At 53.2% G+C, this 13,437-nt stretch carries 18 protein-coding genes and 1 pseudogene; 6 read left to right on the top strand and 13 right to left on the bottom strand.

Going from position 1 to position 13,437, the window contains the following annotated elements:
• Window positions 1-66: 66 nt before the first annotated feature.
• From gloA to H7R76_RS10375, 3 genes are all read right to left on the bottom strand, one after another.
• Window positions 67-474, bottom strand: a complete 408-nt coding sequence (gene gloA, locus H7R76_RS10365) for a lactoylglutathione lyase (RefSeq protein WP_182967695.1) — start codon at window positions 472-474, stop codon at window positions 67-69.
• 72 nt (window positions 475-546) lie between these two features.
• Complete coding sequence (locus H7R76_RS10370; protein WP_106926774.1) at window positions 547-1,644, bottom strand: alkene reductase; 1,098 nt, start codon at window positions 1,642-1,644, stop codon at window positions 547-549.
• Window positions 1,645-1,699: 55 nt separating this feature from the next.
• Window positions 1,700-2,296: a TetR/AcrR family transcriptional regulator gene (locus H7R76_RS10375; RefSeq protein ID WP_106926776.1), complete on the bottom strand. Its 597-nt coding sequence runs from the start codon at window positions 2,294-2,296 to the stop codon at window positions 1,700-1,702.
• Between the two features lie 143 nt (window positions 2,297-2,439).
• Here H7R76_RS10375 and H7R76_RS10380 point away from each other — a divergent pair, with 143 nt between their 5' ends.
• Together H7R76_RS10380 and H7R76_RS10385 are read left to right on the top strand one after the other, a co-directional pair.
• Window positions 2,440-2,679, top strand: a complete 240-nt coding sequence (locus H7R76_RS10380) for a DUF1289 domain-containing protein (RefSeq protein ID WP_106926778.1) — start codon at window positions 2,440-2,442, stop codon at window positions 2,677-2,679.
• 49 nt (window positions 2,680-2,728) lie between these two features.
• Complete coding sequence (locus H7R76_RS10385; protein WP_182967697.1) at window positions 2,729-3,625, top strand: aldo/keto reductase; 897 nt, start codon at window positions 2,729-2,731, stop codon at window positions 3,623-3,625.
• Window positions 3,626-3,661: 36 nt separating this feature from the next.
• On the opposite strand, the gene H7R76_RS10390 is transcribed toward H7R76_RS10385, so the two are convergent.
• From H7R76_RS10390 to H7R76_RS10400, 3 genes are read right to left on the bottom strand one after another with little or no spacing between them, the layout of a single operon-like run.
• A complete protein-coding gene (locus H7R76_RS10390; RefSeq protein ID WP_182967699.1) occupies window positions 3,662-5,686 on the bottom strand; it encodes an FUSC family protein in 2,025 nt (674 codons plus the stop codon).
• The gene (locus tag H7R76_RS10395) at window positions 5,683-6,543 is read right to left on the bottom strand and encodes an efflux RND transporter periplasmic adaptor subunit (protein ID WP_182930490.1); all 861 of its coding nucleotides are present in this window, start codon (window positions 6,541-6,543) and stop codon (window positions 5,683-5,685) included. Before H7R76_RS10395 ends, H7R76_RS10390 begins: the two co-directional genes overlap by 4 nt.
• 9 nt (window positions 6,544-6,552) lie before the next feature.
• Window positions 6,553-6,789, bottom strand: a complete 237-nt coding sequence (locus tag H7R76_RS10400; RefSeq protein ID WP_106926786.1) for a DUF1656 domain-containing protein — start codon at window positions 6,787-6,789, stop codon at window positions 6,553-6,555.
• A gap of 195 nt (window positions 6,790-6,984) precedes the next feature.
• Between H7R76_RS10400 and slyA the strand changes: the two genes are divergently transcribed.
• Window positions 6,985-7,425 carry a transcriptional regulator SlyA gene (gene slyA / locus H7R76_RS10405; protein WP_106926788.1) on the top strand — a complete coding sequence of 147 codons (441 nt, stop codon included), beginning with the start codon at window positions 6,985-6,987 and terminating at the stop codon, window positions 7,423-7,425.
• 71 nt (window positions 7,426-7,496) lie between these two features.
• Here the strand turns inward: slyA and H7R76_RS10410 are convergent.
• A pseudogene (locus H7R76_RS10410) lies at window positions 7,497-8,009 on the bottom strand (GGDEF domain-containing protein); the annotation flags it as partial.
• A gap of 92 nt (window positions 8,010-8,101) precedes the next feature.
• Window positions 8,102-8,662, bottom strand: a complete 561-nt coding sequence (locus H7R76_RS10415; RefSeq protein WP_003030312.1) for a recombinase family protein — start codon at window positions 8,660-8,662, stop codon at window positions 8,102-8,104.
• A gap of 205 nt (window positions 8,663-8,867) precedes the next feature.
• On the opposite strand from H7R76_RS10415, the gene H7R76_RS10420 reads away from it, so the two are divergent.
• The 3 genes from H7R76_RS10420 to H7R76_RS10430 are packed head-to-tail and all read left to right on the top strand — an operon-like array spanning window position 8,868 to window position 10,236.
• Complete coding sequence (locus H7R76_RS10420; protein ID WP_003030314.1) at window positions 8,868-9,290, top strand: hypothetical protein; 423 nt, start codon at window positions 8,868-8,870, stop codon at window positions 9,288-9,290.
• Window positions 9,291-9,333: 43 nt separating this feature from the next.
• A complete protein-coding gene (locus H7R76_RS25250) occupies window positions 9,334-9,984 on the top strand; it encodes a glycine-rich domain-containing protein (protein ID WP_502711064.1) in 651 nt (216 codons plus the stop codon).
• A 12-nt stretch (window positions 9,985-9,996) separates the two neighbouring features.
• Window positions 9,997-10,236, top strand: a complete 240-nt coding sequence (locus H7R76_RS10430) for a hypothetical protein (RefSeq protein ID WP_182967703.1) — start codon at window positions 9,997-9,999, stop codon at window positions 10,234-10,236.
• Between the two features lie 24 nt (window positions 10,237-10,260).
• On the opposite strand, the gene H7R76_RS10435 is transcribed toward H7R76_RS10430, so the two are convergent.
• From H7R76_RS10435 to H7R76_RS10455, 5 genes are read right to left on the bottom strand one after another with little or no spacing between them, the layout of a single operon-like run.
• Window positions 10,261-10,683: a tail fiber assembly protein gene (locus H7R76_RS10435; protein WP_182967705.1), complete on the bottom strand. Its 423-nt coding sequence runs from the start codon at window positions 10,681-10,683 to the stop codon at window positions 10,261-10,263.
• Window position 10,684: 1 nt separating this feature from the next.
• Entirely contained in the window at window positions 10,685-11,419 is a 735-nt protein-coding gene (locus H7R76_RS10440; protein ID WP_227673961.1) for a gp53-like domain-containing protein, read from the bottom strand.
• Window positions 11,419-11,991, bottom strand: a complete 573-nt coding sequence (locus H7R76_RS10445) for a YmfQ family protein (protein ID WP_063922175.1) — start codon at window positions 11,989-11,991, stop codon at window positions 11,419-11,421. The genes H7R76_RS10440 and H7R76_RS10445 overlap by 1 nt, the downstream gene beginning before the upstream one ends.
• Entirely contained in the window at window positions 11,988-13,052 is a 1,065-nt protein-coding gene (locus H7R76_RS10450; protein ID WP_063922174.1) for a baseplate J/gp47 family protein, read from the bottom strand. The genes H7R76_RS10445 and H7R76_RS10450 overlap by 4 nt, the downstream gene beginning before the upstream one ends.
• The gene (locus tag H7R76_RS10455) at window positions 13,052-13,402 is read right to left on the bottom strand and encodes a phage GP46 family protein (RefSeq protein ID WP_003030324.1); all 351 of its coding nucleotides are present in this window, start codon (window positions 13,400-13,402) and stop codon (window positions 13,052-13,054) included. The genes H7R76_RS10450 and H7R76_RS10455 overlap by 1 nt, the downstream gene beginning before the upstream one ends.
• Between the last annotated feature and the right edge of the window lie 35 nt (window positions 13,403-13,437).

Below are 13,437 nucleotides of genomic sequence, written 5' to 3' on the forward strand. Positions count from 1 at the left end.
GGCAAATTTTGCCGCGGCTTGGAAAGGCAGGGGGAAAAAACGGGTGCTAAAAGCACCCGCAGAAAATCAGTTGCCGAGACCTTTGCCGGCATCTTTTTCTTCGATCAGTTCGATTTTGTAACCGTCCGGATCTTCAACAAACGCAATCACCGTGGTGCCGCCTTTTACCGGGCCGGCTTCACGAGTGACGTTGCCGCCGTTCTGACGAATACGGCCGCAGGCTTCGGCAGCGTTATCAACGCTCAGCGCGATATGACCGTATGCGTTGCCCAGGTCGTATTTGTCTACGCCCCAGTTATAGGTCAGCTCGATCACCGCTTCATCACGTTCGTCACCGTAGCCCACAAAGGCCAGCGAGTATTTGTACTCGGTGTTTTCGCTGGTGCGCAGCAGCTTCATGCCCAGCACCTTGGTGTAAAAATCAATGGAGCGTTGCAGGTCGCCGACGCGCAGCATGGTATGCAGTAAACGCATGATATCCCTCGTCCTTACTTATGAATAATCTGACTAGTATAGCGGCGGAAGGCCGCCGCTATCAATGTAGGATCACAGGGTTGGGTAATCGGTGTAGCCTTCCGCGTCGCCGCCGTAGAAGCTTTCCGGGCGTTGTGGGTTCAGCTCGGCTTTGTGCTGCAGGCGAGCGACCAGATCCGGGTTGGCAATATAAGCGCGGCCAAAAGCAACGGCGTCAATCAGCCCTTTTTCAATCAGCTCCTCGGCTTTTTCTGGCGTATAGGCACCCGCACCAATGATGGGGCCATGGAAACGTGCGCGTACTTTCTCACGGAAGGCATCGCTATACGGCTCGCCACCCGCCCAGTCAGGTTCGGACATATGCAGATAGGCAATACCGCGTTTACCCAGTTCTTCTATCAGATACAGCGCATCGGCTTCTTCGTTCGGACCGTTGTCGACGTTCTGGAAGCTACCAATCGGCGACACGCGAATACCGATGCGGTCGGCACCCCATTCTTTAATCCCGGCATCCACCACTTCCAGCACCAGACGCGCGCGGTTTTCAACGCTGCCGCCATACTGATCGGTACGGTGGTTAGAAGACGGAGAAAGGAACTGGTGCAGCAGGTAGCCATGAGCAGAATGCAGCTCAACCAGGTCGAATCCGGCTTCACGAGCGTTGGCAATCGCCTGGCGGAAATCGTTCACGATCCCCGGAATTTCAGCGGTTTCCAGCGCGCGTGGCATAGAGGTATCGACGCGAATCGCGTGACCATTTTCATCACGCAGCGAAGTGCGGGTACCGGCGCTCAGCGCGGAAGGGGCAACAGGCGCTTCACCGTTTGGCTGCAGGCTGTTGTGTGAAATACGCCCGGTGTGCCACAGCTGTACGGCGATACGGCCGTTTTCAGCGTGCACGCCGGCGGTAATTTTCTGCCACGCGGCAATCTGCTCTGGGCTGTGCAGACCCGGCGCGCCCTGGTAGCCTTTGGCCTGGGCGGAAACCTGAGTGGCTTCAGAGATAATCAAGCCTGCGCTGGCGCGCTGGCGATAGTACTCGGCCATCAGCGGAGTGGGAATGTCGCCTGGCACGATGCTACGCAGGCGCGTCAGCGGGGCCATAAACACGCGGTTTGGGACGGTAACCGCACCCACTTTCAGTGGGGTAAACAGTTTTTCTTGTGACATGGTGACTCCTAAGTAGACCGGTCGTCTAGCAATTTACGAAATAAAAACGCCGGGATTATTCCGGCGCAGCAATCAGATTTCTGACGTGCGTCAGCGCGCTTTCCAGCGGTGCAGAACTGCGCGAAATTTTTGCCTGCAGGTTCGCCCCCAGCCACAGTGAATAGAGCACCTGGGCTGTCATGGCGGCTTCACCGCTGAACGTCAGGCAGCCTTCACGGCGGCCGTTTTCCAGCGCTTGCGCGAGCAGAACCATAATCTGGCTAGCACCTTTATTCATGGCGGTACGCATATCTTCAGAAAGATCGCACACCTCAGCAGACAGCTTGACGGTCAGACAACCGCTAATCAAACCCTGCTGGCAAAACTGTTCAAGCGTGTGCTGGTAGTAGTTCAGCAAGCGGTCACGGTAGTTACCGGCCCCTTGCGTGAAATGCTGCGTCAGGCGCTGGTGATAATCAGCAAAATGCCGCTCCAGCATGGCCACGCCAAAGGCTTCTTTTGAACGAAAATAGTGATAGAACGATCCCTTCGGCACTTCCGCCGTCTTCAGGAGTTCGCTCAGGCCCATCCCGGTGAAACCGCGGTGCATGCAAAGACGCTCGCCGGTTGCCAGGATATGTTCACGGGTATCATGTTCAATGGATTTGCTCATAGCTGGCACTGTAATAGACCGATTGGTCTAATGCAAATTTTTTTTGCCCCATCTCGCCAGATGAGCACGAAAGGGGATAAAAGTTGCGTACTGGGAAGTAAACGTCTTCAATGAAGGAATGACGAGGTAATGGGGAGGCTAACGTGGCAGAGCAACTGGAGTTTTTCCCGGTTCAAAGTCCGTGCCGGGGAATTTGTCAGTCGGACGAACGCGGCTTTTGTCGCGGCTGTTTTCGTAGTCGCGACGAGCGTTTTAACTGGCAGACGATGAGCGATGCGCAAAAACAGGAAGTGCTGCGGCTATGTCGCCAGCGGCTACTGCGCAAATTGCGCGCAGCGAAAGCGAATCCAACGGAAGATCCTCAGCAGCCCTCACTGTTTTAAGCGCAAAAGTGCGTATACTCAATCCAACTTTTTTGTTGAGGAAGTGGTTATGGTTCAACGTATTACTTTGGCGCCGCAGGGGCCGGAATTTTCACGCTTCGTCATGGGCTACTGGCGTCTGATGGACTGGAATATGTCCGCGCGTGAGCTTGCCAGCTTTATGGAAGCGCATCTGGATCTTGGCGTGACGACCGTTGACCACGCCGATATCTACGGCGGCTACCAGTGTGAAGCGGCGTTCGGTGAAGCCCTGAAGCTGGCACCGCACCTGCGTGAACGGATGGAAATTGTCACCAAATGCGGTATTGCCACCACGGCAAAACCGGAACATGCAATCGGGCATTACATTACCGATCGCCAGCACATTGTGCACAGCGCTGAACAGTCACTGCGTCATCTGGCGACCGACGTTATTGACCTGTTGCTTATCCACCGTCCGGACCCGCTGATGGATGCGGACGAAGTGGCCGAGGCGTTTACGGCGCTGCATCAGAGCGGCAAAGTGCGTCATTTTGGGGTGTCAAACTTTACGCCAGCGCAGTTTGCGCTGCTGCAGTCGCGTTTGCCGTTCACGCTGGCGACGAACCAGGTTGAAATTTCGCCTGTTCATCAGCCGACGCTGCTGGATGGCACGCTGGATCAGCTTCAGCAACTGCGTATTCGTCCGATGGCCTGGTCATGCCTGGGCGGTGGTCGCCTGTTTAACGACGACGCGTTCCAGCTGCTGCGCGATGAGCTGGCAAAGGTGGCGAATGAGCTGAATGCCGGGAGCATTGAACAGGTGGTCTACGCGTGGGTCATGCGCCTGCCGTCGCAGCCGCTGCCGATTATCGGTTCCGGGAAAATTGAGCGCGTGCGTTCGGCAATTGTCGCGCAGTCTCTCGATATGTCTCGTCAGCAGTGGTTCCGCATTCGTAAAGCTGCATTGGGCTACGACGTGCCGTAATGTCTAAACAGCAGGCGCTGCCGCCTGCTGTCGTTTTTACGCCGTTTGCTCGGTCAGCGTATCGGGTGCCGGTGCCGCCTCAAGCTGCGATAGCGAGCAGTACAGCCGCCAGACGATGGACGCCAGTTCACGAGCAGCAGGCTGGTGATGATGGGCCAGGGCGGCGCAAATTCGCTGCAGTTCTTCAAGGGTTGCGGCTAACGGTCGTTGCTGCACCCCGCGTTCGCTCATCACATCCCGCAGCAGGCTAATACACATATCGCGCACCTGCGACAGCGGGTCCGAGCGCGCCTCCCAGCTTCGCAGTTGCCACACCACGTGCGAACAGTTCAGCAGCACCACGCCCCAGCGCAGCAGCCAGCGGCGCGCGGCATCATCCTGGCTCGCGCTGAGCTGGCTAACATGATGATAAACCAGAGATTCAAACTCATGTTCGCGGTTTGACGGGTGACGACTGAGCTGATCGACAAAGTGACGGCGTAACGCGCGAATATGGCGACGACTTTTGCGCGCGTCCGAGCCGGGCGTCAGTACCGCAAATGCCAGCCACGCCAGCCCGACGCCGATAATCTTGGCCAGATTATCGTTGAGAAAATCGGCGAAGTTATACACCGGTGGGTTAGTTACGGCGATAAACGAACCCATAAAGACGATCAGCGATCCCCACAGCCGTGCCTGTTTCGGCATTTGTAGCTTTAACAGCTGCATGGTCAGTAGCAGTGGAAATAAGAACAGCATGAACTGCCACAGATCGTTAATTTGCACCATCAGGCCAAACTTAACGCCGAAGCTAAAGAATGACAGCAGAATCAGCGTGCGCATCAGCAGCGTGAGAGAGCTGAACGGCGAGGGGACATTGGAATAAAGCACGCAGCAAATGGCTGCCAGCGTCAGCGCCGCCGCGCCGGACTCCCACTGGGTGCTGATGCTTAATGCTCCCACGCTGACCAGGGCGAAAAAGGTCCGGATACCGCTCCAGGCCGCCTCGGCGTGATCGGTATGGCGCATCAGTGCGGGCGCAGCCGGGACGGAAAACTCTGTGACCGCCGTTGCGTTCTCCAGCCGCTGAAGCCAGCGACTGGTTTTAAGGTACAGACGACAAAAATAGCGCAGGCGATCCCAGAAGGCATGGTGGCGATAATCCTGCGGATCGACGGGGGCCAGAGGGGCGATAATACGCGCGACGGTGTAGGCGTCACAGCCCGGAGACGCCAGCGCCTGGAGCAAGGTTTCCAGCACCGGGCGAACATGATTTGGCAGATTGGGCCAGTTGAGCATTAGCCGCCGCAGGCTGGAGATAACGCTGGTGAGGCGCAGCTGCTGGTGCAGCAGATAGTTGAGCAGCGCATTTTGCCGACGCAGACGATAGTGGCTCCAGAAGGCCTGAATGCGCAGCAGATTCATGGTCAGGATCTGACTGATGACGCTCTGGTGGGCGCTGCGGATGGCGTCGGTGGTCACCGGCTGCCACAGCATATTGGCATGCTCAAGCAGACGCGCGTGCATATTTTTCAGCGCGGTAAGCAGCGCGCTGCCGTCGGAGGTGCTGGGCAAAATCATCATCATCAGCCCGCCGCACAGAATACCGACGATCACTTCACAAACGCGTGCCTGAGCTATCTCCCACAGTTTAGTCGCGTCGACCACGTTAATGATCGGGAAAGCAATGATGGCGCAGGTGTAGCCCGCCAGTTGGAAGGCGTAGGCGACATTATTGCTGTACATCGCGCAGGCCCAGGTGCAAAAACCCAGCCAGCCAGACATCGCGAACAAAAAGAGCCACGGGTCGGTCAGCGTGTGCCCGGCGATAAGCAGCGCGGCGCTGGCGCCCAGCAGGCTGCCCGCGATGCGGCCCAGGCTTTTGCTGATGACGCCGCCGACGGTGGGGAAGCTGACCACCGCAGCGGAGGTCATGGCCCAATACGGTTCGTCAAGATTCAGCCAGTAGGCGAAGGTCAGCGCCAGACACATGGCGATCGCGTTGCGCAGTGCGTAGCGCCACTGAGGAACGGTGGCTTTAAACCAGGGCAATGCGCTCCACGTCAGCGTGGGCAGGGTCATTGCTGACGGCCTGTAATTGACACCGTGCACGTGGTGCCCGCGATCAGGATGGTATCCGCAGGCTGTGGATCAAGCGCAATGCGAACCGGGACGCGCTGGGCCAGGCGCACCCAGGGGATGGTTGGCTTGATGTCTGCAACCAGCGTTCCATCCGTGGCCAGGCTCTGATCGTGGATAGCGCGACCGATGCTGGAAACGTGACCCTGTAACTTTTTATTATCGCTATAGAGTACGATATCTGCGCGGTCGCCTTCGCGGATATGCCGCAGCTTGGTCTCTTCAAAATAGCCGACAACATAAAATGAGTGGCTGTCGATAAGGGCGAAAACCGGCTGGCCGACCGCGGCATAGTTGCCTGCTCGGGTCGTAAGGTTGGTGACCCAGCCGTCGACCGGCGCTTTGACTTCGGTTTGCGCCAGCTGCCAGCGGGCATGGTCCAGTTCGGCTTTAGCGGCGTCTGCATTGGCCCGCGCGACTTTCAGCGCGATGTTGACGGTATCAAGGTCTTCAGCGGAGATAACATTTTGCGACAGCCCCCGTCGACGTTCCACTTCATGGCTTGCGCGCAGTAGGTCGGACTGCGCCTTGGCCCATTTGGCTTCGGCGTTCATGACGGTGATTTTCCACGGCGTTGGGTCTATTTCGAACAGAACGTCACCGGCCTTCACAAACTGATTATCCTTCACGTTGAGGTGCAGAATGCTACCGGATACCTGCGGGGTGATGTCGACCTGTTCGGCGCGAATTTTACCGTCACGCGTCCACGGTGACTGCATGTAATAGTTCCAGACCAGCCAGACGGCGACGATAGCAACGGCGGCGATCAGCAGCGTTGAGAAGTATTTTAATTTTTTCATTGAATGACATCACCACCAGACAAGGAGCAGCAGCGCGAGGCATACCGAAAGCGCAAAGAAAGAGAGATCCATTAATAGCGGGTGCCAGATATCACCAGCGTACATCCAGTCACGCAGCAGACGGTGGAGAACCAGCCAGAACAGGAAGCCGAGCAAAACTGCCTTAAATACGGGAGGAAAATAGATCGAAGCACCGACGACAAGGTCTTGTAGAGGCAGTCCCGGGATGTGGAGAATCGACTTCACAAGCAGAAATCCTTTGCAATTGAAGAGTTATAACTCGATAGTGTGTCGTGTTTTGACATAAAATCACATGATTTGAAACAGTGTAAAGCATGGATCTGGTTTACGTGCACGTGGCAATTCATTTGTTTTGCTAATTTAAATACTGCACACTATTCTAAAATCAGTATAATAACTTAGCAAGCTAATTATAAGGAGATGAAATTGGAATCGCCATTAGGTTCTGATCTGGCACGGTTGGTGCGCATTTGGCGTGCTCTGATTGACCATCGCCTCAAACCTCTGGAACTTACGCAGACACATTGGGTCACGCTGCATAACATTCATCAGCTTCCGCCCGAACAGTCGCAAATCCAACTGGCTAAAGCGATCGGCATTGAGCAGCCGTCATTGGTACGAACACTGGATCAGCTGGAAGAGAAGGGACTGATCTCCCGCCAGACCTGTGCCAGCGACCGTCGTGCTAAACGTATTAAGTTAACTGAGAAGGCTGAACCGCTGATTCAGGAAATGGAAGCGGTCATCAGCCATACGCGCGGTGATATTCTGGCAGGTATCTCAGCCGATGAGCTGGAGATCCTGACGACGCTTATTCGTAAGCTTGAGCAGAACATCATCGAGCTGCAATCACGCGATTGACACTAAAAACCCGCGAATATCGCGGGTTTTTTATTATCCCCCTCGCATACGCCTGGTGAAGGGGGATACTCTCATTCCCACACCACAACGCGGTTTCGTCCCGTTCCCTTCGCGCGGTACATCGCCTCATCAGCGCGACGCACGCACTCTTCAACCGGTACCGACAAATCGGTCACGGTAAAGACGCCGATACTGATGGTAATTGGCTCAGGCAGCTTGTCCTGGCTGCTATTGGAATCATGCTGGCCGATGGCCAGACGAATACGTTCCGCGATAGCGTGGGCTTCTTCTGCATCGGTGTTGGCTAACAGCAGCGCAAACTCTTCACCGCCGATGCGCGCGGCGATATCATTCTGGCGTACCGAGTCCTGTAGCACTTTCGCGACGAACTGAATCACCTTATCGCCCTGCAGGTGACCATATTTGTCGTTAATGCGCTTGAAGTGGTCCAGATCGCTCACAATAACCGATACCGGGTTTCCGCTGGCGATAGAAGCCTGTAGCGCGGTAAAAGAGTCGTAGAAATAGCTGCGATTGTACAGCCGCGTTAATGGATCGCGGATGGAGTTTTGTAGCGCGGCGATTTTTTTTGCACCAAAACGCGATAAATTTTGCACTGCCAGAAGGTGCCAAAAAGACACATTCTGCACAGTGCAAAAATGAACGCAAAGAGTGTTTAGTGATGCTCTTGCTGAGCCGGATAACGTTTGTAGAGAGTCGACAGGCCGACCCCATATTTGAGAGCTATATCACGATGTGAGCAGCCGGACTTAATTTCCCGTTCAAACGCATCCCAGTGCTCATCAGTATACTTAGGCTTACGTCCGCCAATCCTCCCCTTAGCGCGGGCAACCGCTAACCCTGCCAGAGTGCGTTCACTATTCAGATCAGACTCATATTGTGCCGCAGAGAGAATATTACGGAAGTTATAGCGCCCACTGGCAGTGCTCAGGTCAACGCCATCTGTAATAGAACGAATATTAACATTGCGTTCTGCGAGGCTCTGAAAGGTCAATAATGCGTGCAGTACATTGCGACCGATACGATCTAACTTCCAGATGACCAATTCGTCACCGGGTTCAAGCATCTCAACCACTTTCTTCAAGATTGGTCGATTCGTCTTACGGCCAGAAGCCTTTTCCTCAAAAATTAACTTACAGCCAGCAGCTCTGAGCGCCTGCATCTGAAGCTCGGTGTCCTGATGGTTACTTGATACTCGTGCATACCCAATAATCATAAAGCGATCTCCTGCTCATCCTTCTGTTCGTCAGTAGAACCAGGTTATCAGAGTTTCACTTTTGACAAAGAGCTACGCGAGCATTACAAGCCAACACCATAAAAATTTATTTATATTCAAGGGGATTTCTAGAGCCTCATTACATACATAACCAAGGATTCGTGTAGATTAGCACCTTCCAGCAACAGATAATTGAAGGATTTTCATGAACGACTTTACTAAAGAGCCAAAAATCGAGTGTCTCGAAGACGGAACTCAAATTATTTATCACATGGGGCAAAAGATTACGATGAGCCCTGATGGAAAAGTCACAACCCAGCATAAGGCCGGTCATGTGATAACGATGCAAAAGGATAACGTGGACATCAGCCTTAACTGGGATGCGATAAAGCACATTAATGTTCAGGATATCAATTTGATAAAATCAATAGACTCTAAGGTCGTTGAAGGTGGGACTGTAACAGAAATCACCTTTATAAATGATTCAAGATTCTTGTGTATCTATGATCAGCTAGGTCTACCAAAAGGCGCTAAATCAGAAGGAAGTAATACCATTAAGATCTCAGCCGAAGGCGATGAATTGACAGTGGCAATGGCAGAGTCCAGCTCAACTACAACGCTGCATTAACCCGAATGGTCACCTATATAGGTGACCATTTTCAAAGGTTGGTTTGAAAGAGTCGAAGCAAATTGTTTTCACCTCATCTGCTCAGCTCGCTATTCCCGCGTCAATAACTGAAATCTACGTTACGGGTTGCGCAGCCGGTGGAGGAGGTGCGCCGGGTGCCGGCGGTTCAAATGCGTACTTTGGCGGTGGTGGTGGTGGCGGTGGCGCCGGGCAATCCATAATCAAGAAAAAATTCACAGTTACACCAGGCTCATCGCTCATGATCACAATCGGTGCTGCAGGTGTCGGTGGTGTGGGAAACGTTGACCGAGGCGGCGTGGCAACTGCGGGAGGCGATACCATTATTGGTGCACTGCAAACATTAAAAGGCGGGAGTGGCGGCAGTAACGCTATCAATGGCACTGATGGTGCTACAGGTGGCATTTCCGGGAGCGGATACCCATCAGGTGGCTATGGTAATGACGGGCATATCACCGCTGGATGTGCCAGTGGTGGCAGTGGGGCATCATCGCCATTCGGTGGTGGTGGCGGTAGCGGTCGCGCCGGAACTCAAGGGGGGATGGCAGGTTCTACGGCAGATGGTTACGGCGCTGGCGGTGGTGGCGGTGGTGGTAAATACGGGAATAACGCAGGTGTAGCTAGCGGTGGGAGTGGCGGGAATGGCTCTCCGGGATTTGTGATTATTGAATGGTAAGAGGTGGCGCTAATGGGAAATATTTACGCGATAGTTGAGGGCAATGTGGTAACTAATATTGTCCTCTGGGATGGCGCTGAGAAATGGGAGCCAGCTCAAGGAGTAGCCCACCCTGCACCACCAGAAGCTGGCATAGGATGGGGGTTTATCGATGGTGAATTTATTGCGCCACCACCATTGCCTGATGAAACCAGCGAGGGGGAAAACCAGGAGGATGAGTCTGATATTGAATTAAAGCCGCCAATGGGATAACAGAGCAAAAATAAAAAACAAATATTATTTTGCTGGTAATTCAGGCCATACAATATCGGGTGCTTTGCTGGTATCTACACGCATCAGCAGTACCCGGTACATCTCCCAAGCATCAAGTTCGTCAACTTCCTCCGCTGTGGCTATGCCCTTGCTGACAGCGAATTTACGCCATTCAATTTCTGCCACTGCTTCAGCCAGTAGTTCGGTCTTTTTCTGTTCTGCATTAGCAATCTTCTGCTCATCAGATGGCCTCGCAGCATCAATCCATACAGGCAGGCCGTCAGAAGCCCCCATGGTTTTACCTGCTTTCGGCGCATTGAACTCACGATAAATACTATCCGCCACGCCAATGATGTCTGATAAATCCCATCCCGCCGCCTTATAGGAATCAATCATACACACTGGGAAAAATGCGCAATTTGATGCAGAAAAAACGTAGGTATTCATATCAATAGCCCTCCGCAAAAAATGAAACTTTAGCGTTTGATAACGTTCCACCGCTATTCCTGGAAGAAACAATAAATTGTGATTTAGATGTTGGCGCTGCTGCGCATCCAAATCCATAGCTGGAGAAATCCGAGTAACCAGCGACAATGACAAAACATTTGTTTGGGAAAGGGATTGGGAAATTTCGATAATCAGTATCGTTTATTGACGCTGCTACCGTCCCCCACTGGCGAATGTTCCCGTTAGGCAGTTTTTCCCATCCTGACAATTCCTGGCTAGAAGCAAAGAATGACATATCAGGTATCTGGTTTGCAGAGTTACCAACCGCGCGTTTCGCAGCTTCTCCTATACCAAGGTCTGAGAGAACACCTGCGGCATCACTACGGCTAAGCAGCGTTATGGCGAAAGCCGTCAGGTCTGTCAGGGCCGCCCCTTTAGGACCAGTAAAGTATGGAAGTTTGTTAGCAGCACCGACCAGAGAAGCCAGCGCTCCCAGGGTATCGTTACCGGGGGCATAGAGTTTATTCAACGCTGCCAGAAGCTGACCAGCAGTTGATTCTGGTGCCATCGCAGCAGCAGTAAGAATGGCAATCATCTCGCTTTGAAGATCGCGTATAGATGCCTGTTCATTATTAAGGTGTTCTGCCGGGACAATAGTACCTTCCGCACCTGTTGCAGGATTACCGTCATGGAAGAGTTTATCCGGGGTATCAATGGGAGGCATTAACGGTTTCATTATGAGTTTCCCTGGTAGGCAAAATAACAATAGGTATGAGCGGGTTTGAGGTCTTTAAACATCTCTTCGATAATAGGGTCTCCAAATGAGGTCAACCGCTCACCAGCAGCAGAAGCACCTGCGCGAAAACGGAATGCTATTGTTTTCGAATTACTGACGTTGACCAGCCAGACCCAAATAGTGTCTTTATCCCAGAGCCGGTCGCCAGCTCGGCTGCTACCAGCCCGGAACTGTTTAGGCTCTTCGATGGAAATGTCGTAGCCAAGGCGGGCTGCAAGGCGAGTGAAGTAAGGGATGCTCAGTCCACCTGTTTCAGACAGTTTTGCCAGTACCCGTTGCTGGCGTTGCTGAAAACTGGCATTAGGAGATGACGTTAGCCCAAGAACGCGCTCCCAGTCGGCAAGAAGTGCACCTGCACGATAAGGGGTCACCGCACCCTCGACAATATCGGCAGATGATTCAATATCATCAAATACATGCGACTCAGCCTGTAGCGAGGCTGAAAGGGTGGGCTGGGATGTCGCGTAACTACCCTTTGGCAGTAAAAGGTTCAGGATGGTAAAGGCGCTCATAGTGACTCCACCTCCACATTTCCGAGGCGAAGCCATTCAATTTTTGTCGCATCAGTTACGGGAACAATATTCGCTGCTGGTGTAACCATCTCAATATCAGTGATACCAGGGATAAGCGAAATCAGGGTTGATGCCTGGCTACGGATGAAAGAATCACCCGGTTCCCGACGTAGGTCGTCTTCCTGCAATGCCGAGGTGATGGCTGTTTTGGCATCAGCGAGAGTAATGCCGTCAAGAGAGACTTTGACCCGGACATCAAAGTCCTTAATTGTCGGCCCCAGAACAAGAATACCTTTAGCCGTAACGGGACGGACATCGTTAATATGATCAGTTACCCGATCAATGACATCCTGAGATGGCAAGCCACCGGCTGACGTAATAACAATATCAACCGTACCAAGCCCCCGGCGCAAAGGATAAATATAAGCAGCTGTGACACCGGATACTTCTAGCGCCCATCGCTTATAGTCATATTTATTACCACCTGCGGGTGGTCGACGAATAATTTCCAGCAAACGAGCAAGCAGCTCATCGTCAGTCTCTTCTTCAGTCCCCCCGGCCATAACTCCCACAGTCACCGAACTATCAAATCCAGCAGGAGTGTTGGTTAGCGTGGCCGTCGTGGCAGCAGTATTCCCCGCAGTACCGATAAGTGCCGAAACCGCCTGAGTCGTTCCCTGTCCGTTGTCACCAATAACCACTTCATCAAGGGTGCTCCATGTCAGGTTATCGCGCTTGAATACCAACCCCGCTGCGGCTCGCGTTCCCGCTTGCCCTGTGAAGGTTGCAGGACCGCTTGCACTGTTTGCCGGTTTTTTTGTCAGGCCACGGATTCGCGCATGAAGATACAAGTATTCCGGGTCAGCTGTATCGGGGAACACTTGTCGGATAATCCATGCCTGGTGCTGATAGCAGCCTTCAGCTACGCTGCCGACGGCCGATGCGCGAACGTACCAGTCACTGTCAGGGCCAAGCTTACTGTCGGGCAACTGAAGCAGGTTTTTAATATCACGTAGCTGGTCATCACGTACCTGCGCCGCAGTTTTAGTAGTAAATGGCATCAGCTCACCTTAACCGGGTATTTCCAGGTCTGTGAAATGTTGGTCGAGGACATCACTGTGACCAGAAGGAGCAACCAGCCCGGCTGATAGCTTTCGGTCTGCACGACAATACTGCTGGCCCGGCCATCATCCAGTAATGGCTGGAGAGCCTGCTCAGCGTATTGCCGGGCCAGCAGACGAACGCGGGATTTATCTTTTTCACGCTGGAGTAAATGAAGCTTTGAACCGAGTGACGGGTCCGCCCACCATGAGCCGAGAGGTGTCATCAGGCGAATATAAACAGCATTCGCCAGGGTATCGGATGATTCGCCGGTATAATCACCGGTCACAGGGTCAATAAGCATTTCCATACCGATATACTATCGGTATGGAATATTTAAATAAT

Source organism: Klebsiella sp. WP8-S18-ESBL-06 (assembly GCF_014169755.1).
GTDB lineage: Bacteria > Pseudomonadota > Gammaproteobacteria > Enterobacterales > Enterobacteriaceae > Kluyvera > Kluyvera ascorbata_B.